Here is a 21,923-nt window from a genome sequence, read left to right on the forward strand (position 1 = left end):
CTGGGCTCATCCGGAGCGAGCGACCTCTTCCAGATTTTACGCGACGGAAAGCCGCGCACCCGTGCAGAACTGGCGCACCTCACCGGGCTCGCCCGTTCGACGGTCGCCCTGCGGATGGACTCCCTGACGCAGCTCGGTTTGGTGGGGCCGGCTGCCGATGCCCCCTCCACAGGTGGGCGCCCGTCGTCGCAGGTTGCGCTGGCCACCGGGACCAAGGTCGTGCTGGGCGTCGACATCGGCGCCTCGCATGCGCGCATCGTGGCGAGCGATTTGACCGGGCGCCCGCTGCTCGACGTCGTCGCCGAGATTGAGGTCTCTCTCGGCCCGGAGGCGGTGCTCAATTGGGTGATCGAGGCCGGCGACGCGTTGGTGCGAAAGGCCGGGCATGACCTGGGCGATCTGCTGGCGATCGGCATCGGCCTACCTGGCCCGGTCGAATATAGCAGTGGTCGCCCGATCAACCCGCCGATCATGCCGGGTTGGGATCGTTTCGACGTGCCCGGCTGGTTGCAGGCTCACTTTGACGTACCGGTGCTCGTCGACAACGACGTGAACATCATGGCGCTCGGTGAGCGAGAGGCGGCTTGGCCTGATGTTGACCACCTCATCTTCGTGAAGGTGGCGACCGGCATCGGCGCCGGGGTCATCTCCGGAGGGATGCTGCAGCGCGGCGCCCAAGGAATCGCCGGTGACATTGGGCATGTCCAGGTGGCACGTGGCATCGACGTGCCCTGCCACTGCGGAAACCGCGGCTGTTTGGAAGCGTTGGCCTCCGGACCCGCGATCGCGGCAGCCCTGCGGGCAAGCGGCCTGGAGACGACAACTAGCCACGACGTTGTCGAGCTCGTCAAGCTCGGCAATCTCGAGGCAATTCAGGCCGTGCGGCAGGCCGGGAGGGACATGGGCGAGGTTTTGACCGCCTGCGTCAGTCTGATCAACCCGTCAGTTATCGTGATCGGCGGGTCGATGGCCCGCGCCGGAGAACAGCTGATTGCCGGCATGCGCGAGGTCGTGTATACCCGGTCGATGCCCCTGGCGACCCAGCATCTGCAGATTGTTCCGTCGACAGCCGGTGCGAATGCCGCAGTGCTTGGCGCGAGCATGCTGGCTATTCACCATGCGCTGTCGCCGGCCAGAGTCGACGCAATGGTGCTTGAGTTGCTGGAGTCCGGGGTCGAAGAGCGGTAACCCCGAGTCGTCGAAATGGCCGTGGGTAAACCTGTGATGTTCGCGACCGCGGCGTCGGGCTCGCCGGTCGCGGCGCGCACGTTTCCGGCGAGCTTTCCGGCGGTCGACCGCCGAGCCCTGGTCGCCGGGCGCTGACGGCGGTTGCGAACGGCGGATGCCGCGGCGAAGCTTTTCGCCGTGGCATCCGCCGTTTGTGTCAGCGCGGCGCTCGCCCAACGCGGGAGAAGCGGTCTCCAAAAACGACATCGGGCGATGGATCGACGCGGCCACGCCAATCGTCCTTTGCTGCCATCCTTTCCTGCCAAGTTGACTAGTTACGCAACCATTCGAGAGTGATTGTCATGAGGGGCAATCGTTACGCGGTCATTGATTGTCGGCTTTTGCTTGACCTCTTGTCATCTTTTGCTTGACTGGCGCTGAAAGTTCTCCTACATTCATATTTGGATTCGTGCGCACGATCTCGTGAGCGCAGAAATCGGCATCTGAAACCGACGGAGGTCTCATGCTCGGCAAGGTTCACAATGGCGTGGCTCGATGGCTCGCCGCATCACTCGTAGCGCTGCTCACGATCGGCGTCGTGGTCGGTGGGGCAGCTACTGCCCAGGCGCACGACGGCGCCCACGTGCTGATATTCACCAAGACGACCCAGTTCAGGCACACCGACGCGATCGACAAGGGCACACCCCTGATCACCGCCGCGCTCGAGGCCGAGCACATGGAGGTGACGCACACCGAGGACTCGGCGATCTTCAACGACGCAGACCTCGCCGGATTCGACGCGATCATCATGTTCCAGACGTCGGGCGACCCCTGGAACTCCGACCAGAAGGCGGCGCTCGAGCGCTACCAGCGCGCCGGAGGCGGCATCGTCGCGATCCACAACGCGACCGACATGCGCGGCAACTACCCCTGGTGGGACAACCTCGTGGGCTCGTTGATGCCAGGTCACGCGGCGACCGGGACCGACCCCGGCCAGCCTGGAACGGTACGCATCGAAGATCACACCCACCCCTCCACTGCGCACTTCGAGGAGAGCCGCTGGGATCGTTCCGACGAGTGGTACAACTTCTCGAACAACGTACGCGGCACCGCACACGTGCTCGCCTCGATGGACGAGTCGACGTACACCGCCGGCGGCAATGCCATGGGCTACGACCACCCGATCTCATGGTGCAAGCCCTATGACGGCGGTCGCACCTGGACGACCGCCATGGGCCACTTCGGGTCGCATTTCGAAGAGCCCGCACTCCTCGCGCACATCGTGGGTGGCGTGAAGTACGCAGCCGGCGTCGAAGCAGGCGACTGCGGCGGCACCGTCTGGGAGAGCTTCGAGAAGATCGCCCTCGACCAGAACACCTCGGCACCGTTCGCGATGGACATCGCCGAAGACGGACGTGTCTTCTACACCGAACTCGTGCGCGGACAGGTTCGCGTCGTCGACCCCGCGACCAACAAAGTGACTACCGCCCTCGAACTCGATGTCTACTCGGGCGGCGAAGACGGACTGCTGGGCATCGCCCTCGACCCCGACTTCACCGAGAACGGGCAGCTGTACCTCTACCGTTCCCCTGACGCAGCGGACAACTCCGACCCGTCGAGCTTTTTCAGCCGGGTATCCCGGTTCACGATGCAGAACGGCGTCATCGACCCGGCATCCGAAGAACTCATCATCGAGGTCCCGGCACGCCGGCTTCCCGATGAGCCCGGCCACACCGGCGGCGGTCTCGACTTTGACGCCGACGGCAACCTCTACCTCGGCGTCGGCGACGACGTGAACCCGCACTCCGAGCCGTCCGGGGGCTACGCTCCGATTTCGACTCGCCCGGGCACGTTCCACGACGCTCGTGCGACTTCGGCGAACACGAACGACCTTCGCGGCAAGCTTTTGCGTATCACGCCCAAGTCGGATGGGCCCGGCTACACGATTCCCGAGGGCAACCTGTTCCCCGAAGCCGACGACACCGACGACAAGACGCTCCCCGAGATCTACGCTATGGGCTTCCGCAACCCCTTCCGGTTCTCGATCGACCAGAAGTCAGGAGCGATCAGCCTCGCCGACTACTCTCCCGACAACAGCAACGACGCACCCTCCACCCGCGGCCCCGCTGGAATCGCTGAGTGGAACCTCATCACCTCGCCCGGAAACTACGGCTGGCCGATGTGCATGGGCGACAATGAGCCGTTCCGCGATGTCGAATACACGACGAACCCCGTCACGGTCGGCGACTACTTCGACTGCGCCAACCCCGTGAACGACTCGCCCCGCAACACCGGCCTCACCGAGCTGCCCGCAGCCCGCGCCGCCGACATGTGGTACGGCTACAATCGCTCGTCGGTGCCCGAGGTGATCGCTCAGGGCGGCGGCCTCGCCCCGATGGGTGGCCCCGTGTACAACTTCGACCCGGCGCTCGCGTCAGACACGAAGTTCCCGGCGTCGTACGACGGCAAGCCCTTCTTCTACGAGTGGGCGCGCAACAAGATGTACTCGATCCAGCTCAAGGACCCGGCGGGTACCACCGGATCGCAGGTCGAGAAAGTCACGCCCTTCCTTCCGCAGGAGGAGTTCCTCGCACCCATCGACTCGAAGTTCGGCCCTGACGGGTCGCTCTATCTGCTCGACTGGGGCGGCGGTTTCGGTCGAGACAACCCGAACTCCGGTGTGCACCGCATCGACTACATCTCGGGGTCGCGTTCGCCAATGGCGCGCATCACGACCGATCACGACACCGGCCCCGCGCCGCTCGCCGTGGCATTCGACGGCGCGAGCTCGTCCGACCCCGAGAATGCCGCGCTCGCCTTTGCGTGGGACTTCGAGGGTGACGGCACGGTCGACGCGACCACGCCGCAGGCGACGCACACCTATGCGACCGTCGGCGCGTTCGACGCTCGCCTGACGGTGACCGATCCCGACGGCAAGACCGGCACGACGACCGTCCCCATCACGGTGGGCAACACCCGGCCGAGCGTGCAGTTCGCGCTTCCGCCCAACGGGTCGTTCTTCGACTTCGGAGACGAGATCTCCTGGGACGTCGACGTGACGGATCCCGAAGACGGCACGGTCAACGGGGACGACGTCATCGTCCAGCCCGCACTCGGGCACGATGAGCACGCCCACCCGACCACCCCGCTGAAGGGGTTCACCGGCAGTACCGAGACGACCCTCGGCGGACACGCGCCCGACGAGGACATCTTCTTCGCGCTCGACGCGCGCTACACCGACGGCGGCGGCGCAGGTGGCGAGAACCCTCTGACGGGCTCGCAGACCACGCTGGTGTTCCCCAAGGTGAAGCAGGCCGAGTTCTTCGACTCCGCGTCTGAGAACATGACGACCGCGCCGAGTCGCGATGTCGAGGGCATCCCGAGCGATCGCGTCATCGTAGGCGGAGACGGAGCATGGGCGCATTTCGAGCCCGTGAGCTTCCACAACATCGATGACCTTGCGCTGCGAGTTTCGGCGGTCGCCGCTGGCGGCTCAATCGAGCTGCGCAAGGGTGCCGTCGACGGCGAACTACTCGCGACCGCAGAGGTGGCAGCGACCGGCCCGACGCGCTTCACCGACGTCACCGTCGACGTGAGTGCGTTCCCGCAGGAGACGCTCGACCTCTACCTCGTATTCCGGGGCACCGAGATCAAGCTCAACTTCCTCGAGGCGATCGGGCAGGGCTCGTCGCCCTTCACGACGCCGACGGTGGCGATCACAGCTCCCGCGCAGGATGTCGAGCTGGAGCCCGGCCAGGACGTCACCGTCGAGGCCACAGCGGCCGACACCGGCAGTGACGTCTCGCAGGTCGAGTTCTTCGTCAACGGCAAATCAATCGGCGTCGACGAGAGCGCACCGTACTCGACTGAGTGGGCGACGCCTGAGGAGGGGCTCTACGAGCTCACCGCAGTCGCCACCAACGCTGACCGAAAATCGAAGACATCGCGCATCGTGCTGGCTCAGGTCGGCGAGCTGTTCGGAGACCTCGTGCCGTTCACGAATGCAGACGGCACATTCGAACGCATTGGTGATGGCCGTTTCCGCATCATCGGCGCGGGAGACGACACCTGGCAGGGTGTCGACGAGTACTCGACGCTCTACGCGCCAGCCGGCGGCGACGAGGACTGGGAGGCGGTCGTGAAGATCGACGCCCAGCAGAACACGAACGGCTCGGCCAAGGCCGGCATCATCGTGCGGAACGACATGACGCAGCCGGGCACTTCACCCGGGTACGCGATGGTCGGTATTCGCCCGACCGGCGGCGTCGAGTTCCTCTCGGACCCTGACGGCAACGGGCAGCTGAATGCCTCGACCGCCGGTGGCACCACCAGCTACCCCACCTGGGTGAAGCTGAAGCGCAGCGGTGCCGACTACACGGCGTACTTCTCGAAAAACGGCACGACGTGGACCCAGGTCGGCGGCACCGTCAACCTGACCGGCGCAGCAGCCACGCAGGACGTGGGCATGTTCATGATGTCCCACGCCTCGGGGGTGGGCACGGTCGACTTCGCGGACTTCGCGATCGATACCGATCCGCAGGTTCCCCAGCCGACTGCTCCGCTCGAGCCGCTGATGTGTGTAGCTGCGCCGCTCTCCGACGAGTTCAACGGTCCTGCGATGGCACCGACCTGGGGCCTTCGCACCGCTGAGAACGCCACGATCACGCAGTCCGCTGGTGCGCTGAACCTGCCGGTCACGGCGGGCGACATCAATGAGGCGGAACCGGGTCCGGTGAGCTTCGCGAGCAAGCCGTTGCCTGCCGGCGCATGGGAGGCGACCACGAAGATCACGCTGGCGCACACCTCACACTGGCAGTGGGCCGGACTCGTCGTGCACCAGAACGACAACGAGTACAACAAGCTCGGGTTCGTTCGCAACCAGGCCGGTGGACGGTTCGTGGAGTTCCAGACGGAGACGGGCGGGTCCCGCACCACACCCGCACAGCCCGCACTGCCGTCGAACTTCCCGACGACTATCCACCTCAAGCTGACCAGCAACGGGACGACCCTGACGGGCGCGTACTCGGCTGATGGCGTGACGTGGACGGCCCTAACCGGACAGCTGCAGTTGAAGCAGAACGCCCGCATCGGCATCATGGCCGCCGGCGACCTCGGCACCGCGCCGGTGTCGGCAAAGGTCGACTGGTTCCGATTCAGCCCCGAGCCAGCAGCCAGCGGGCCTGTCGCACCCGGCGACGAGTTCGACGGCACGGCGCTCGACGGCTGCCGCTGGGGTCAGAGCGTGCGGTACGACTCCAACCACGCCAAGGTCGCCGACGGACACCTGAAGATCACGACGCAGCCGGGCGACATCAACGGTGCCAACCCGCTGTCTCCGCGCAACTTCATCCTCACTAAGGCTCCCGAGGGTGACTGGGTCGCGACGACGAAGTTCAAGGCCCCGCTGAAGCACCGCTATCAGCTGGCCGGACTCATGATGTGGGCCGATGACGACAACTACGTCAAGGCTGATATCGTCGCCACCAACAACCCCGGCAGCGCGCTCGACCTTCGCGCCGAGCTCGCCGGCGAGTCGAAGGCCGCGGGTATCGGCAACCACTTTGTCAACATCGCCGATTCGACCGAGAGTGGGTACTGGTACATCCGGGTCACCAAGACCGGCGACGTGTACACGGCCGAGGTGAGCGACGGCGGCGTCAACTGGACGCCGATCGGCGCCACCGGTATCACCTTCGACCAGCCGCTGCGCGGTCTGGGCCTGATGGCGATCGGTCCGGAGCAGGAGGAGCCGGTGGTCGTCGAGTTCGACTCGTTCGAGCTCGTCGGCGACCAGGAGGACACGACGGCGCCGACCACGACCCTCTCGTGGACACCGGCGGAGCCAGCCGGTGACAACAACTGGTACCGGACCGCACCGAGCTTCGCGCTTGAGGCGACCGATGCCGACGGTTCCGGGGTTGCCTCGACCGAGTACGCCATCGGTGACGCAGAGTGGACGGCGTACGACGAACCCGTCGCGCTGACCGGGCAGGGCGAGATCGTCGTGACGTTCCGCTCGACCGATGAGGCGGGCAACGTCGAGGCGACCGGATCCGCGACCGTGAAGGTCGACACGATCGCGCCGACCACGACCGCGGCGGTCGACAACGTCGACGGAGGTGTGCAGGTGACACTGGACGCAGCCGACGAGTCGTCGGGCGTGGCAGCAACCGAGTTCCGTCTAGACGGCGGCGAGTGGACGGCGTACGCCGACCCCATTCTTGTCACCGTCGCCGGCGCGCACACGGTTGAGTACCGTTCGACGGACACGGCCGGGAACGGCGAATCCGACCAGTCGACCGGTTTCACGGTCGTGGGGGACTCGTCTCCTGTTGCTCCGGTGATCACGTCGGGTGATCCTGGTGCGGGCACAGTTGGTTCGGCGTATTCGTTCACGGTTGTTGCTTCGGGCAACCCGGCGCCGACATTCTCGGTGACGGCGGGGAAGTTGCCTGCTGGCTTGGGCCTGCACGCGACGACGGGTGTGATTTCGGGTAAGCCGACGTCGGCTGGGTCTGCGACGTTCACGGTCACGGCCAGCAATGGTGTTGGTTCGCCAGCGGCGAAGAGTTACACGGTCGTGGTGAGTGCTCTGAAGCCGACGGTCAGCTTCGATTCGCAGGGCGGCAGCAAGGTGGCCGCGGTGAGCACGAACTACAACACCGTGATCAAGGCGCCGAAGTCTCCGACGCGCACGGGTTACACCTTCGCGGGTTGGTACACGAAGGCGACCGGTGGCAGCAAGTGGAACTTCAGCGCCAAGGTGACGTCGAACGTCACTGCGTACGCCCACTGGACCGTGCAGAAGCGCACGGTCACGTTCAACGCGCAGGGCGGCAGCAAGGTGGCCGCGGTGAGCACGGACTACAACACCGCGATCAAAGCGCCGAAGTCGCCCACCCGCACTGGTTACACCTTCAAGGGTTGGTACACGAAGGCGACCGGTGGCACCAAGTGGAACTTCACCGCCAAGGTGACGTCGAACGTCACCGCGTACGCTCACTGGACGGTGCAGAAGCGCACGGTCACGTTCAACGCGCAGGGCGGCAGCAAGGTGGCCGCGGTGAGCACGAACTACAACACCGTCATCAAGGCACCGAAGTCGCCCACGCGCACGGGTTACACCTTCTCGGGTTGGTACACGAAGGCGACCGGTGGTACCGCGTGGAAGTTCAGTTCGAAGGTGACGGCCAACGCCACCGCGTACGCGCACTGGACGGTGCAGAAGCGCACGGTGACGTTCAACGCACAGGGCGGCAGCAAGGTGGCCGCGGTGAGCACGAACTACAACACCGTGATCAAGGCGCCGAAGTCGCCCGCCCGTAGCGGCTACACCTTCTCGGGTTGGTACACGAAGGCGACCGGTGGCAGCAAGTGGAACTTCACCGTCAAGGTGACGTCGAACGCCACCGCGTACGCTCACTGGGCGAAGAAGTAACCCACCGGATTCGGACGGCCGCCTCACCGGAGGCGGCCGTCCGATCCAACCCAGATCGGATGAGATACCCTCGACACCGACCCATCCGGTTGGTGTCGAGGGTATTTGTACGGGTGGAGATCCCGGAGCTCAAGCGGTGCGCCGACGGATCGACGCACCGCGACTCGACTCTCGCATCGACCGGTGCCCCATCGACGACGTACTCCCCGCAGCGCTCGCCTTCGCCCTCGCTGGCGCCATGCTCCTCATCGTCGGTCGCCGACGGCGCGCGACATCGATGGCGGATGCCGCGACGACTCTCGCTTCGTCCGCGGCATCCGCTCGCTTTCGACGGGCGGCCTACTGGTTCGAGAACGCGGCGTCGAGCGAGGCAGTCGGCCTCGGGAACAGCGTCGAACGGATGAATCCGACCGCCTCGGCGGCACCGTGCACGCGGTCCATTCCCGCGCCTTCCCACTCGACCGAGATCGGATCCGTGTAGCCGATCAGGCACGAAAGCGACCCCGGCGGGACCAGCCGGGTTACCGACCTGGTCGCGGCGGGGTCGCCGCGTGACGTCTACTGTCTGGCGTCTACTGCGTTGTGAAGGCGGCGTCGAAGCTGGCGGTGGGCTGCTTCCAGAGCAGCGAGCGGATGTAGGCGAGCGCCTCGGGTCCGCCGTGGAGACGATCCATGCCGGCGTCTTCCCACTCGATCGAGATGGGTCCGGTATAGCCGATCGATTCGAGCGCGCGAAATGAGTCTTCCCACGGCACATCGCCGTGACCGGTCGACACGAAGTCCCAACCACGGCGAGGGTCGCCCCACGGGAGGTGCGATCCGAGCACGCCGGAGCGGCCGCTCTGTGGCCGCATTCGTGTGTCTTTGCAGTCCACGTGATAGATACGGTCTTGGAAATCCCAGATGAAGCCCACCGGGTCGATGTTCTGCCACATCATGTGGCTCGGATCCCAATTGAAACCGAAGGCAGGGCGGCGGCCGATGGCCTCGAGCGTGCGCACGCTCGACCAATAGTCGTAGGCGATCTCACTCGGGTGCACCTCGTGGGCGAAGCGCACACCCTCATCGTCGAACACGTCGAGAATCGGGTTCCAGCGGGTGGCGAAGTCGTCGAATCCTGCGTCGATGACCGAGGCCGGAACGGGCGGGAACATTGCGACATACGGCCAGATCTTCGATCCGGTGAAACCGACGACGGTATCGACGCCGAGCTTGCGGGCTACGCGGGCGGCGCGCTTCATATCGTCGGCGGCACGTTGCCGCACGCCCTCGGCCTCGCCGTCGCCCCAGGTGTACGGGCGCACGATGGCCTGGTGCCGAAAGTCGATCGGGTCGTCACAGACGGCTTGGCCGGTGAGATGGTTCGAGATCGCGTAGACCGTGAGCCCATGACGGTCGAGAATCTCAAGCCGCGAGCGCAGGTACGAGTCGTCTTCATCGGCGCGCTTGAGGTCGAGGTGATCGCCAGACGCCGCGATCTCCAGACCGTCATAGCCCCAGTCGCTCGCGAGCCGGGCCACCTCCTCGAAGGGCAGGTCGGCCCATTGGCCCGTGAACAGCGTGACGGGGTGGGTGGATGTCGCGGGCTCAGTCGACCGGTCAGTCATTGGGCGTCCCTTTCATTCTGCAAGGCGTTGAGGTAGGCATAAGAGTCAGCGGCGAGTGCGTCCTGGGTTCTGGCAAGTGGCCGCCACACCGAAGCGGCGACGGCGATCGTGGCGTTGTCGCCGGTGAAGCTCTCGAGCCCGAGAGGCCCGCGGTAGTCGGCGTCATCGAGCGCATCAAGAAAAGCAGACCAGTCAATGTGGTCGTCGCCGACAGCTCCGCGGTCGTTGCCGCACACTTGCACATAGGCGAGGTGCGAGCCCGCACGGCGGATGGCGTCGCCGATGTTCTTCTCTTCGATGTTGAGGTGGTAGCTGTCCAGGGCCAATCCGAGCCCGGCGCCGAGCAGGGGGTCGAGTGCCTCCAGTGCCTGATCGACGGTGTTGATCAGGCTGGTCTCGTACCGGTTGAGCGGCTCGACGGCCAGGCGGATGCCACCGCGTTCGGCCCGGTCGACAAGGGGCTCCAGATTGGCACGCAGTTCTTCGTAGTACGCGGCGCGTTCGACATCCGTCATTCGCCAGGTGCGCCCGGTCGCCGCGTAGAACGGGCCGGCAACGATGCTGGAACCGAGGATTTCGGCAACTTCGATGCAGTGCGTGAGGTAGTCCTGCGTCGCGACGATTTCATTCGCCGACGCGGCGAGAAGGTTGCGACCGGCTCCCATTGCACCGACAACAACGGGGAGCAAGCCGTGCTCAGTGAGCACGTCGCTGGCCCGTTCTGGCGACCAGTCTCCTGGTGTTTCCACCGGCAGCTCAATCGCTCCGAAGCCGAAGGCGGCAGCCTTGGCGGCCAGCAGTTCGAGTGATGAATCGGTGAGCGGGCTGGTCCACACCCAGGTGTTCACTCCGAGAATGCGTCGCATGCTGCCTCCTTGCAGTTGTTGACAACGTGGGTTGAGCCTGTCGAAACCACCGTAGGGGTTTCGACAGGCTCAACGTGGTTCAGGCTCCTTACGGAATCTGGCGCTCCTGCCAGATGGTCGGGAATCCGGCGAGGTCTTCTCCGCCGAACTTGGCGTAGTGGCCGTCGGGCATCCCCTCGTTGGCGGCGAGGTACTGGTCGACCTCTTCAGCCTGGATCGGGTTCTGCGGCAGCACCCACTCCTTGGGAACCTCTTCGCCGGCGAAGATCTTGGCGGCGGCGAGCAAAGGCGTCCGCCACTGGAAGTTGGAGTAGACGGGAGCGAGACCGGTGAGGCCCGTTTCCTTCCACTTGCGCAGGAAGCTCATCTCGTCTTCACCGGTCATGACGGGGTAGTCGGCTCCGGCGTCTTCGAACGCTTCGATCGCTGCAACGGCGCCGTCACCGGCATCCATCCACACTCCCGCGACGTCGCCCTTGGCGAGCTCATCGGAGATGATCTTCTTGATCTCCGCCGGGTCTGCTCCGGTGAAGTAGTCGGTTGCCTCGATGCCGGCCTCCTCGAAGATGCCCTCGGCGGCTGCCCAACGGTGCTCGAGTACGTCGACACCGGGGGCGATGCGCAGCGCGACGACCTTGTCACCCTTCTTGAGGTTTTCAACGAGGAACTCAGAGGTGTCGATGCCCCACGCGAATCCACCAATCGGGTGGATGAACGTGACGGGGCAGTCGGTCTGCACGCCGCGGTCGAACACGATCACCGGCTTGGCTGTGTCACAGGCACGCTCGACGGCCGGGGTCATTGCCGCCGTGCTGTTCGGCGAGATGACGAAGAAGTCGCAGTTGCCCTCGTTGATGAAGTAGTCGATGTCAGCGATCTGCGTGTCGTCGCTGTCCTGCGCGTCACGGGTCTCCATTTCGCTGATCGCACCGGAGGCCTGAAGCGCCTTCAGCTGTTCGTTCATGGTGATCCAGCCGGTCTGGCGCCACGGGTTCGAGATCGAGGCGTTGGAGAAGCAGCCCTTCTTCGCACCCTCAGCCTTGTACTGGCTGGTGTCGACCATCTCCGCGTTGATGTACTGCAGATAGGGCTGACCTTCCGGGCCCTCTGGAGTAACCGAGCGTTCGGCGTACTGCTTGTCGAAGAGTGCCTGGTCGAACCATTCCACCTCCTCCACGGGTGCGGCGGATTCTTCGCTGCCGGCGTCGTTCGGGGCGCTCACGCCTGGGTCAGTCGTGCAGCCGGCCAGTGTCAGCAGCGCAAAAGCTCCGATCATGGCGGACGCTACGTGCATTCGTCGCATCACAAACCTCCTTGGTTGTGTGTGTTGTGGCCCTCGGCGTGCGCCCGATCAGCGCTCAGAGGGAGGTGAGTTGCAGTGTGAGTCGCGCCCACCATCGGGCGCTCCTCCTTCTCCGGTGTGCGGGAAGTTTGTGTGGGGCGCGCACGGCGGCGCGAGCGGAAGGTTGTGGCCGAATAGGCGACGGCCGCGATGATGATGACGCCCTGGATGGCGTCACGGTATGTGGAAGGAACGCCGGCGAAGTTGAGCAGCGTGAAGAGGGCTTCGAGCGCGAAGGCACCGGCGACCGCTGCCACGACCCAGCCGCGGCCTCCGCCGAGTACCACGCCGCCGAGCACAACAGCCGTGATTGCGATGAACTCGTAGCCGCGTCCGACCGAGGGATGCACACCGGCGTAGCCGACCAACAGAATGCCGGCAATGGTGGCCGAGAGCGAGGAGATGATGAAGGTGCTCGTCTTGACCCACCAGCTGCGCACACCGGCGTAACTCACGGCAGTCGGATTGTCGCCGAGGGCGATGATGGTGCGCCCGAACGGACGCTTGGTGAACCAGATGGCCAACGCGAGAACCGCGGCCAGGATGAGAACCGACCAGGGGATGAAGTCGAGAACCGGCACATCCCGGATGCCGCCGCGCCCGATCTGCCGGAATCCGTCGGCCGGATTGCCGGTCGCCGCGCCGCCCGTCCAGAACATGACGGCGCCGAGCAGAGCAAGCATCATGCCGAGAGTGACGATGAACGACGGGACCTTGAGGAAGGAGATGATGAGGCCGTTGATGAGGCCGATGATGGCGCCGAAGATGAACATGAAGATCAGCACGGGGACCGTGCGACTCTCGTCTTGTCCGACCAAGTTGCCGGCGATCACGACCTGCGCGGTGACGAGCGAGCCCATCGACAGATCGAACTCACCGCCCACGATGACGAAGTATTGACCGATGGCCACGATCGCGATCGGAGCGACGCGCTGAATGAAACGCATCAGCTGCCCGGGCTCGGCGAAGTTCGGGTTCAGGATCGTGATGGCCACGAGCAACACCAGGAGAAGCAGGAAAACTGCGCCCCGCGGGCTCACCAGAATCTTCAGCGCGTTCATGCCTGGTCTCCCACGGTTGAGATGAGTTGTGTCGAGACGCTTGCGGGTGCGGAATCCGGCGGTGTCGTTCCCGCTGTCCCCTGGCCGACAGTTGCGTTGGAATCAGTCGACGAGCCGTTCGGGCCGAATCGAGCACGACGCTGCTCGACCTGACGGCCGGCGTAGACGGCAACGGCTGCGACGATCACGATGCCGCGCACGACATCCTTCATGAACGGGTTGACCTGCATCACGCTCATCACGTTGTCGAGAACGGCAAAGATCGCGACGCCGCCGATGGTGCCCCAGATGGAGCCGCGCCCTCCGGAGAGCAACGTTCCGCCGAGCACGACCGCGGCGATCGAGAGTAGATCGTAGCCGCCCTGTACCCCGACTGTCGGGCTACCGACGCCGAGCCGACTGGCCAACAGCAGGCCGGCAAAGGCGGCCGTGACCGAGCAGAGCACGTGGGCGAGGATCACGGGATTGGAGGTGCGGATGCCGCTGAGCCGCGCCACCTGCTCGTTGCCGCCGACGGCGAACATGTGATTGCCGACGCGGGTGCGGCTGAGGAACAGGGACCCGAGGAGTGCGACCACGAGCATGAGGATCGTCGAGACGGGAATCGGGCCGACCCCCGTCGCACCGATCAGCTGGAACTCCCAGGGCACGTTGCCGCTGGTTCCCTTGTAATTCGTGTCGAGATAGCCCTTGACGATGAGTCCCATGCCGAGGGTCGCGATGAAGCCGTGCACCTTGAGCTTGGTCACGATCAGGCCGTTCGCCAGGCCGATCAGCGCGGCGACGCCCACCGCAACGGCGACGGCCATGCCGATGTTGGCGGGATTTCCCTTCATCAGGTCGGCGGCGAGCAGGCTCGAGAGGCTGATCACAAAGGGCACCGAGAGATCGAGCGAACCACAGAGGATCACGAGAGTCTGACCGATTGCCACGAAACCGAGCACGCTCATCCCGGTGAGGATGTCGCGGATGTTGCCGGCGCTGAAGAAGCTGCGGCCGACGGTGGCGACGAGAATCGTCCCGATCAGGATGACGCCCAGCAGCGCCAGATAGACGATCATGGTGGAGTTGAGGCGCCCCGATCGGCGTCGTGTGGTGACCGCGTTCATGCCCGTGTCCCTTCGTGCGCTTCGTGTGCGGATGCCGCGGCGCCTGTTGCCGCCGAGAGCACCTGTTCTTCGCTTGAGCCGGTCGGGAGCTCGGCCACGATGCGGCCGTCGTGCATCACGAGGATTCGATCTGACATGCCGATTACTTCGGGTAGCTCGGACGAAATCATGAGAATCGCAACACCGTCCCGAGCGAGCTGGCGCATGAGTTGGTAGACGGCGATCTTGGCGCCGACATCGATGCCTCGAGTCGGCTCGTCGAGCAGCACGACCCGTGGCTTGGTGGCCAGCCATTTGGCGAGCACCACCTTTTGCTGGTTTCCGCCGGAGAGAAACTGCACCTCTTGATCGAGGCCTTGCGAGCTGATCTCGAGCGAACTGAGCACGCCGGGGATTTCTTTGCGCACGGCAGCCGTGCGCCGAGAGAAGACGCCTCGGATCACCAGAAGCGCGTTATCAATCACCGATTGTCCGAGCGCGAGGCCCTGGGCTTTGCGGTCTTCGGTGATGAGGGCGACGCCGTGCTTCACGGCCGAACGTGGGCTGCCGATGCGCACTGGCGTTCCGTCGAGGGCGACCGTCCCTCGGCTGAACGGCGCGGCACCGAAGATTGCCTCGACAAGTTCGGTGCGCCCGCTTCCTTGCAGGCCGGAGACGCCTACGATTTCGCCGGCGTGCAGTTCAATGTTGATGTCGTCGACGAAGCCGTTGCCGCCGTCGGTGACGGCCAAGCGGAGTTCCCCGACCGTGGTTCCCTCGACGGCGCCGGGGAAGAACGTCTCGATCGAACGGCCGACCATGCGACGCACCAGCTCGTTCGTGTCGAGTTCGGAGGCCGGGCCGCTGCTGACGAGGGCGCCGTCTTTCAGTACCGTGATGCTGTCGCAGAGATCAAAGATCTCCTTGAGGCGGTGACTCACATAGAGAATGGCCACGCCTCGAGCCTGCAGGCGGCGGATGATGCCGTAGAGCAGCACGACCTCGTGATCGGCCAGCGCAGCCGTCGGTTCGTCCATTGAGATGACCCGGGCATCGTAGCTGAGCGCTTTCGCGATCTCGACGATCTGCTGCTCGGCCACGGTGAGACTGCCGACTCGGGCCGTCGGGTCGATGAAGTCGATGCCGAGCTCGTCGAGCAGCGCCTGGGTGGCACGAACCATGCCGCGTTGGTCGACGAAGCCGCGCGAGCGCGGCTCGCGACCGAGATACACGTTCTGCGCAACGCTGCGATCGGGCAGCAGGGTGAATTCCTGGAACACCGTTGCGAGGCCGGCCTTCATGGCTTGTATTGGGTGGCCGAACGTCACCGGCTCTCCAGCGAAGGTCACCTCGCCGGCATCCCGCTCATAGACGCCGGCGAGAATCTTCATGAAGGTGGACTTGCCCGCGCCGTTCTCTCCGACGAGGCCGTGCACCTGGCCCGGCATCAACTCGATACCGACGCCCTTGAGCACGGTGACTCCGAAGAAGCTCTTGGTGAGGCCAGAAGCGGTGAGGATCGGGGCGGTGTTCGCGCCGTTCTGCTCGCTCATTCGGCGACCTCCACCCATGCTCCGGACGCCGCAGACTCGAGAACAGCGGCGGTCACGCGCACGGCGCGTAGCCCGTCGGCGAATGTCGGCAGGCCAGCGGGGGGAGCGTTCGGTGTCAGTGCCGCGGCGTAGCTGTCTGCGACGAAGGCGTTGAAAGCGTCTTGGTAGCCCATCGGGTGACCGGCGGGCACGACGCTGAGCCGGGAGGCATCCGGGGTCAGTGCCTCGGTGTCGCGCAGGATATGTTGCGAGCCGGTACGACGACCGAGCCACAGCTCGTCCGGTCGCTCTTGGTCGAAACGGATGCTCTGCTCGGTTCCGGCGACCTCAAGCACGAGGCTGTTCTTACGACCGGGAGCAACCTGGGAGATGAGCAGGGTGCCGACAGCGCCGCCGCGCAGCTCGACGACGAGGGCCACCAGGTCTTCGGTGGCGATGTCACGATTGCTGGAGCGATCGCCGTAGACAGTGCGGGTTGTGGCGTTGAGTCGGGCGATCTGGTCGCCGGTGACGAATTCGAGCAGATCAACCAAGTGCGAGCCGATGTCGGCAAAGGCTCGAGACGGACCGCCGAGTTCAGCGCTGACCCGCCAGTCGTCGGCGAGGGGCTCCGCCAGCCAATCCTGGAGGTAACCCCCACTGATGGTGAGCAGTCGGCCCGTCTCGCCGGACTTCACTCGGGCACGGGCCTCGCGCACCATGGGGTGAAACCGGTAGACGAAAGGAACTGTCGCTGTGAGCCCGGTTTCCACGGCACGGCGAGCGAGCACGATCGCATCCTCGACCGATGTCGCCAGTGGCTTCTCGCAGATCACGTGTTTTCCTGCGTCGAGCGCGGCAAGGGCGAAGCCTGCGTGGGTCGTGTTCGGCGTGCACACATGAATGACGTCAATGCCGTCGTCGGCCAGGAGTTCCTCGACCGAGTCGTGAGACCGAGTCAGACCGAGGCGCTGTGCTGCCCGTTCGGCGCTTCGGGGACTTGAGGATGCGACACCGGCGAGCTCGGCGCGGGCGGTGCGGGCGGCCCGACTATGCACGGCGGCCATGAAGCCAGAACCGATGAAACCCGCGCGCACGATGGCAGTGCGACCCGCAGACTGGGCTTCTTCCGCTGGGGTGGTTGCTTCCGCGGAGGCGGCAGAGTCAGTGACGGTCTTTGTCATGGGGAGAGTGTGGCACAGATCAGTCGACTTCTGCTAGATGAGAATCAAAAGTAGTTAGTTTAAAATCATCTTCTTTCGGTTTTGGTGATGTAAGTCGTGATCTGGTGTGCGAATGATCGACCGGTCGAGGTCGATGTGGCGGTCTTCGCTCCGCGAAGGGGAACCAACGGTGCGCTCGCTCGTCCAGGCGATTGGCGGTGCGCTCGCCGCGGCGAGCCGGGCCGCGCGAACGTTGTTGGAGATGAGAACCTCAGCTATGCCGACTACCTCGGGAGCATCCGTTCCAGCCCGACCGCTTCATTCTTCAGGGTCGCGGCAATACCCTGAACTATGAACCACATCCCGACGAGGTCGCGCGCCTCGGCTACGACCGCGACGACATCCGCCGCGCCGTGACTGAGATCGTGCACACCTCGACAGGGATGCGTCAATGACGACGAGAAAGGGTAACTGATGAGAATCATCGTGCTGATGAAAGAAGTACCAGATACCTGGGGTGATCGCACCCTGGATCTGGAGACCGGTTTGCTGAATCGGGCCGCGAGCGACCCCGTGCTCGACGAGATCACGGAGCGAGCGCTCGAGGTCGCGCTGACCCATCGTGACAGTCACCCCGACGCCGAGGTCGTTCTGCTCGCGGTCGGCCCGACCGCAACAATGTCGACCAGCCTGCGCAAGGGGCTCGCCATGGGTGCCGACCGCGCCGTGCATGTTGCGGATGACGCCTTGATCGGCGCCGACCTCACTCTGACGGCCGAGACCCTCGCCGCGGCCATCCGTCGCATCGGCTTCGACCTCGTGGTCGCCGGCAACATCTCGACCGATGGTGGCGGCGGGGTGCTTCCTTCGATGGTCGCCGAACTCCTCGGCGTCACCGGTGTGAGTTCGCTGAGCTCGGTCACGATCACGGAGGCCGGCGTCTCGGGACGTCGGAACACCGAGGTGGGAAGCGCCGAGGTGAGCGCAGCCCTTCCGGCCGTCATCTCGATCACCGAGGCTCTTCCCGACGCTCGTTTCTCGAACTTCAAGGGCATCATGGCCGCCAAGAAGAAGCCGTTCGAGACCATCGGCCTCGCCGAGCTGGGCGTTGTCGTCGACGAGGCCACTCCCCGTTCCATCGTCATCGCGGTCTCGCAGCGCCCCGCGCGCACCGCGGGAATCCGCATCACCGATGACGGAGACGCCGGGCAGCAGATCGCAGACTTTCTCGCTCAGAACCAACTCATCAAAGGACGCTCAGCATGATCGACTACCCCACGAACTCCGTTCTTGTGCTCGTCGACGTCTCGCCGTCTGGCCAGCTCCGTTCCAGTGCGGCCGAGGTGATCGGTGCGGCATCCGCCGTTGGCACCCCCGTTGCCCTGGCCGTCGCAACGCCGGGCAGCTCGGCCCGGCTCGGCGCGGAACTCGCGGCGCTCGGCGCCACGCGCGTACTGGTCGTCGAGTCGACTGAGCTGGCCACGGCCGTGGTCGCACCGCTGGTCGATGCGCTCGCGGCGGCTGCGGCGGCGGTCACGCCGGAGGCTGTGCTGGTGTCGAACTCCATCGCGGGCCGGGATGCCGCTGCGCGCTTTGCGGCGCGTTCCGGCTCGGCACTGGCGACAGACGCCGTCGGCGTCTCGCGAGACGAAGAGGGAGTCGTTGCCCACCACTCGGTCTATGGCGGGGCATACTCCGTCGACTCGGCCGCGACCGCCGGGGCGCTCGTGATCACGCTGCGCCAAGGCTCGTCGAGTGTGCGCGCCACGGCACAGACCGTCGAGGTTGAACTGCTCGAGGTTGCGGCATCCGGCGCCCCCGATGCCGTCGTCGTCAGCTACGAAGAGAGCGTTGTTGCCTCGTCACGCCCCGAATTGCGTGGGGCAGAGGTGGTCGTCTCCGGTGGCCGCGGAGTGGGATCCACCGAGAACTTCGCACTCGTCGAGAGCCTGGCCGATGCGCTCGGCGGAGCCGTCGGAGCGTCGCGGGCAGCCGTCGACGCCGGGTACGTGCCGCAGACGATGCAGGTCGGCCAGACCGGTGTGACAGTTGCTCCGCAGCTCTACATCGCGCTGGGCATCTCCGGGGCCATTCAGCACCGGGCTGGAATGCAGACGGCCAAGACCATCATCGCGATCAACAAGGATGCCGACGCGCCGATCTTCGAGATCGCCGACTTTGGTGTGGTGGGCGACCTATTCACCGTCGTCCCTCAGCTGGTCGCCGCCATCGAAGCGAAGCGAGGCTAGTTCATGGTGAGGCAGGGGCTTCCTCGAGTTGCCGGTGCTGCAGGTGGCGAAGCGGCGGCGGAGCGGGTTTCCGCCGCCGGACCGGCGCAGAGTGACGCGACGGATGATGCGTCACGCTCTGCGACGAACCCAGCGGGGGCTGCCGCGACGGATGCCGGCACGACGGGTGTCGCTGCGACGGATGCCGGAGTAACGGATGCTCAGGCGACGGCGCCCGCCGCAACGCCGCCTGCACGTGCAGGCGGGCGCCGGGGTCTGCCTCGCACTGCCAGCACCGACACCGCTGCCCCCGGTGACGCCGGAGATGCCGGAGTGGCAGAAGCCGCCACTGGACCTTCTGCCAACAGTGGTACTGCGGCCGACATCGGTGTCGCGGCAGCCCCAGCTGCACCTGGCCGGCGTCAGGGAATGCCACGCCCGGCCGCCGCTGCGAGTGCGCCCGCCACCTCCCCTGCCTCTTCGACGCCTGGCGTCCCCGCTGCACCCGCTGCATCCGCTGCACCCGTCGTGACCTCCCCGGCCGCCGTCGCGCCGTCGCAGCCCGTGGTGAAGATCACGACGCCAGCGGCACCGGCCACGCCGGTCGACGGTGCGAAATCCGGTCGCAGCCGGCTCGTACGCGGCGGGATGGTGGCCGTGGCACTCCTCGTGCTCATGGCGGCCGTCGTGCTGGTGGCGAGGTGGCTCGTCACCCTTGAGCCCGTGCAGGGCTTTCTCGCCCAGTACCCGGGTGAGAGCGAACTCCCGCACGGCGCCCCGGTCGGCATTCCGGCCTGGCTCGGCTGGCAGCACTTCTTCAACGTCTTCTTCATGGTCCTGATCATTCGATCGGGCTGGCAGGTACGCACGCAGCGTCGCCCCCCGGCATCCTGGACGCCGCGCTGGGGCGCGAATCCGAAGAAGATCAGCATCACCCTGTGGTTGCACCAGTCGCTCGACATCCTGTGGCTGGTCAACGGGGCGATCTTCGTGGTTCTGCTCGCCGCTACCGGTCAGTGGATGCGTGTCGTCCCGACGAGCTGGGACGTCATCCCGAACGCTCTCTCCGCCGCCCTGCAGTACGTCTCGCTGGACTGGCCGACGGAAAACGGCTGGGTCAACTACAACAGCCTGCAGGTGCTCGCCTACTTCGTCACGATCTTCATCGCGGCACCGCTGGCGGCGGTGAGCGGATTCCGGATGTCGGCCATGTGGCCGGCGAAGGCGAAGAGGCTGAGCAGCGCGTACCCGATCGAGGTGGCGCGGGCCATGCATTTTCCGGTGATGCTCTACTTCGTCGGTTTCATCGTCGTGCACGTCACGTTGGTGCTTGCGACCGGTGCGCTACGCAACCTGAACCACATGTACGGCGGTCAGGATGCGGTGAACTGGTTCGGATTCTGGATCTTCTTCGCCTCGCTGCTCGTGATCGTCGGCGGCTGGTTCGCGGCTCGCCCGCTCGTGCTGGCGCCCATCGCCTCGCTCTTCGGCAAGGTCGGGCGATAGCGGTACCTGAAAACTCCGATTCCAGTTGGAGGCGCTAATCTGCGCCCGCAGAGGACGGCGCCGACGACTCCGGCCGCCGATGTTCCCAACCCTGCAGATTTCAGCGGCGGCTCGAGTCGTATCGCGACCGTAGCTTTTGGGTCACCTCATGAGCATGATTCAGAAGTAATCTGCCTAGTTCTGGTTGTCGATCGTTGCCATAGCGGGATTCAACTCCCGTAATGCTCAGCGCCCAGTTTGGGTTTCCAGCTGCGTCAAAGATTGCCGCCCCCATACCCCAGCTGCCCGCGAGGACCAATCCAGAGTTAAGCGCCCACCCCGTTTGCCGGGTGCGATCGATGCGCGACATCACCAACGCACGCGAATGCTGCGGTCCCCAGTCCTCCTTGAGATCATGTCGTGAGAAAAAGGCAGCCACGTCGTCATCAGGCAGGTAAGAAATTATCGCGAGGCCGGCCGATGCAACACCCAACGGGAAGCGCATACCTTCATAAAGAACGAACGATCTGAGGGGGAAACTTCCCTCTTCCCGCACAAGGCAGACCGTTTCATCGCCCCTGCGCGCGGTAAGGAAAGCGCTCTCGCCCGTTTCGCGCGCAAGCGCGCGTACGCTCGACGCTGCAAGGTCGGTGATGTCGTAGCGTGCCGCGGCGACTGAGCCCATCAGATACAGCTCAGGACCAAGTACCCACCGTCCGAGCATTTTGTCGTGATCAACGAAGCCTTCAGTGGCGAGCGATATGAGGATACGGTGCGCGGTCGGTCTCGTTAGCTCGGCTTGCGTCGCGATGTCAGCAGTGCTCATGCCGCGGGGTGAATGCTTACTGACGATCCGCAAAATACGTGCAACTCGAGAAACCACTTGCGCGCCCTGAACAACCATGCCCGCTCCTTTGTCCACTATGTGACCATGGTAGGCGTCGTT

15 protein-coding genes are annotated in these 21,923 nt (G+C 65.2%); 6 read left to right on the forward strand and 9 right to left on the reverse strand.

The window, feature by feature from the left end:
- The 3 genes from ABD791_RS14820 (at position 1) to ABD791_RS21270 (ending at position 9,086) form a co-directional block, all read left to right on the forward strand.
- Positions 1 to 1,188, forward strand: a complete 1,188-nt coding sequence (locus ABD791_RS14820) for an ROK family transcriptional regulator (RefSeq protein WP_345068114.1) — start codon at positions 1 to 3, stop codon at positions 1,186 to 1,188.
- Positions 1,189 to 1,690: 502 nt separating this feature from the next.
- Positions 1,691 to 8,605 carry an InlB B-repeat-containing protein gene (locus ABD791_RS14825; RefSeq protein WP_345068115.1) on the forward strand — a complete coding sequence of 2,305 codons (6,915 nt, stop codon included), beginning with the start codon at positions 1,691 to 1,693 and terminating at the stop codon, positions 8,603 to 8,605.
- A gap of 136 nt (positions 8,606 to 8,741) precedes the next feature.
- Entirely contained in the window at positions 8,742 to 9,086 is a 345-nt protein-coding gene (locus ABD791_RS21270; RefSeq protein WP_425562259.1) for a hypothetical protein, read from the forward strand.
- Between the two features lie 91 nt (positions 9,087 to 9,177).
- Here ABD791_RS21270 and ABD791_RS14835 read toward each other — a convergent pair whose 3' ends face one another.
- The 8 genes from ABD791_RS14835 to ABD791_RS14870 form a co-directional block, all read right to left on the reverse strand.
- On the reverse strand, positions 9,178 to 10,212 hold the full coding sequence (locus ABD791_RS14835) for a sugar phosphate isomerase/epimerase family protein (protein WP_345068117.1): 1,035 nt from the start codon (positions 10,210 to 10,212) through the stop codon (positions 9,178 to 9,180).
- Positions 10,209 to 11,078 (reverse strand): sugar phosphate isomerase/epimerase family protein, encoded by an 870-nt coding sequence (locus tag ABD791_RS14840; protein ID WP_345068118.1) that lies wholly within the window; start codon positions 11,076 to 11,078, stop codon positions 10,209 to 10,211. Before ABD791_RS14840 ends, ABD791_RS14835 begins: the two co-directional genes overlap by 4 nt.
- Positions 11,079 to 11,166: 88 nt before the next feature.
- Positions 11,167 to 12,381, reverse strand: a complete 1,215-nt coding sequence (locus ABD791_RS14845; protein WP_345068120.1) for a substrate-binding domain-containing protein — start codon at positions 12,379 to 12,381, stop codon at positions 11,167 to 11,169.
- The gene (locus ABD791_RS14850) at positions 12,381 to 13,481 is read right to left on the reverse strand and encodes an ABC transporter permease (protein ID WP_345068122.1); all 1,101 of its coding nucleotides are present in this window, start codon (positions 13,479 to 13,481) and stop codon (positions 12,381 to 12,383) included. Before ABD791_RS14850 ends, ABD791_RS14845 begins: the two co-directional genes overlap by 1 nt.
- The gene (locus ABD791_RS14855; protein WP_345068124.1) at positions 13,478 to 14,590 is read right to left on the reverse strand and encodes an ABC transporter permease; all 1,113 of its coding nucleotides are present in this window, start codon (positions 14,588 to 14,590) and stop codon (positions 13,478 to 13,480) included. Before ABD791_RS14855 ends, ABD791_RS14850 begins: the two co-directional genes overlap by 4 nt.
- On the reverse strand, positions 14,587 to 16,122 hold the full coding sequence (locus ABD791_RS14860; RefSeq protein ID WP_345068126.1) for a sugar ABC transporter ATP-binding protein: 1,536 nt from the start codon (positions 16,120 to 16,122) through the stop codon (positions 14,587 to 14,589). The genes ABD791_RS14855 and ABD791_RS14860 overlap by 4 nt, the downstream gene beginning before the upstream one ends.
- Positions 16,119 to 17,285 carry a Gfo/Idh/MocA family protein gene (locus ABD791_RS14865; protein WP_345068128.1) on the reverse strand — a complete coding sequence of 389 codons (1,167 nt, stop codon included), beginning with the start codon at positions 17,283 to 17,285 and terminating at the stop codon, positions 16,119 to 16,121. Before ABD791_RS14865 ends, ABD791_RS14860 begins: the two co-directional genes overlap by 4 nt.
- Before the next feature lie 263 nt (positions 17,286 to 17,548).
- Positions 17,549 to 17,695 (reverse strand): hypothetical protein, encoded by a 147-nt coding sequence (locus tag ABD791_RS14870; RefSeq protein WP_345068130.1) that lies wholly within the window; start codon positions 17,693 to 17,695, stop codon positions 17,549 to 17,551.
- A gap of 43 nt (positions 17,696 to 17,738) precedes the next feature.
- Between ABD791_RS14870 and ABD791_RS14875 the strand changes: the two genes are divergently transcribed.
- The 3 genes from ABD791_RS14875 to ABD791_RS14885 are packed head-to-tail and all read left to right on the forward strand — an operon-like array spanning position 17,739 to position 20,998.
- Positions 17,739 to 18,530: an electron transfer flavoprotein subunit beta/FixA family protein gene (locus ABD791_RS14875; RefSeq protein WP_345068132.1), complete on the forward strand. Its 792-nt coding sequence runs from the start codon at positions 17,739 to 17,741 to the stop codon at positions 18,528 to 18,530.
- A complete protein-coding gene (locus ABD791_RS14880; protein ID WP_345068135.1) occupies positions 18,527 to 19,513 on the forward strand; it encodes an electron transfer flavoprotein subunit alpha/FixB family protein in 987 nt (328 codons plus the stop codon). Before ABD791_RS14875 ends, ABD791_RS14880 begins: the two co-directional genes overlap by 4 nt.
- Positions 19,514 to 19,516: 3 nt before the next feature.
- Positions 19,517 to 20,998, forward strand: coding sequence for a cytochrome b/b6 domain-containing protein (locus ABD791_RS14885; RefSeq protein ID WP_345068137.1), 1,482 nt, complete (start codon positions 19,517 to 19,519; stop codon positions 20,996 to 20,998).
- 100 nt (positions 20,999 to 21,098) lie between these two features.
- Here the strand turns inward: ABD791_RS14885 and ABD791_RS14890 are convergent, their stop codons facing one another.
- Positions 21,099 to 21,881, reverse strand: coding sequence for an IclR family transcriptional regulator (locus ABD791_RS14890; RefSeq protein WP_345068139.1), 783 nt, complete (start codon positions 21,879 to 21,881; stop codon positions 21,099 to 21,101).
- Positions 21,882 to 21,923: the final 42 nt, after the last annotated feature.

It is taken from the genome of Glaciibacter kafniensis, assembly GCF_039538945.1.
Lineage (GTDB): Bacteria > Actinomycetota > Actinomycetes > Actinomycetales > Microbacteriaceae > Cryobacterium > Cryobacterium kafniensis.

What these genes read in the sequence shown, in the direction of transcription:
- ABD791_RS14880 (WP_345068135.1), top strand. Translation starts at nt 18,527, where the DNA reads ATGATCGACTACCCCACGAACTCCGTTCTTGTGCTCGTCGACGTCTCG.
- ABD791_RS14860 (WP_345068126.1), bottom strand. Translation starts at nt 16,122, where the DNA reads ATGAGCGAGCAGAACGGCGCGAACACCGCCCCGATCCTCACCGCTTCT.
- ABD791_RS14850 (WP_345068122.1), bottom strand. Translation starts at nt 13,481, where the DNA reads ATGAACGCGCTGAAGATTCTGGTGAGCCCGCGGGGCGCAGTTTTCCTG.
- ABD791_RS14865 (WP_345068128.1), bottom strand. Translation starts at nt 17,285, where the DNA reads ATGACAAAGACCGTCACTGACTCTGCCGCCTCCGCGGAAGCAACCACC.
- ABD791_RS14890 (WP_345068139.1), bottom strand. Translation starts at nt 21,881, where the DNA reads ATGGTTGTTCAGGGCGCGCAAGTGGTTTCTCGAGTTGCACGTATTTTG.
- ABD791_RS14825 (WP_345068115.1), top strand. Translation starts at nt 1,691, where the DNA reads ATGCTCGGCAAGGTTCACAATGGCGTGGCTCGATGGCTCGCCGCATCA.
- ABD791_RS14835 (WP_345068117.1), bottom strand. Translation starts at nt 10,212, where the DNA reads ATGACTGACCGGTCGACTGAGCCCGCGACATCCACCCACCCCGTCACG.
- ABD791_RS14840 (WP_345068118.1), bottom strand. Translation starts at nt 11,078, where the DNA reads ATGCGACGCATTCTCGGAGTGAACACCTGGGTGTGGACCAGCCCGCTC.
- ABD791_RS14875 (WP_345068132.1), top strand. Translation starts at nt 17,739, where the DNA reads ATGAGAATCATCGTGCTGATGAAAGAAGTACCAGATACCTGGGGTGAT.
- ABD791_RS14885 (WP_345068137.1), top strand. Translation starts at nt 19,517, where the DNA reads ATGGTGAGGCAGGGGCTTCCTCGAGTTGCCGGTGCTGCAGGTGGCGAA.
- ABD791_RS14845 (WP_345068120.1), bottom strand. Translation starts at nt 12,381, where the DNA reads ATGCGACGAATGCACGTAGCGTCCGCCATGATCGGAGCTTTTGCGCTG.
- ABD791_RS14855 (WP_345068124.1), bottom strand. Translation starts at nt 14,590, where the DNA reads ATGAACGCGGTCACCACACGACGCCGATCGGGGCGCCTCAACTCCACC.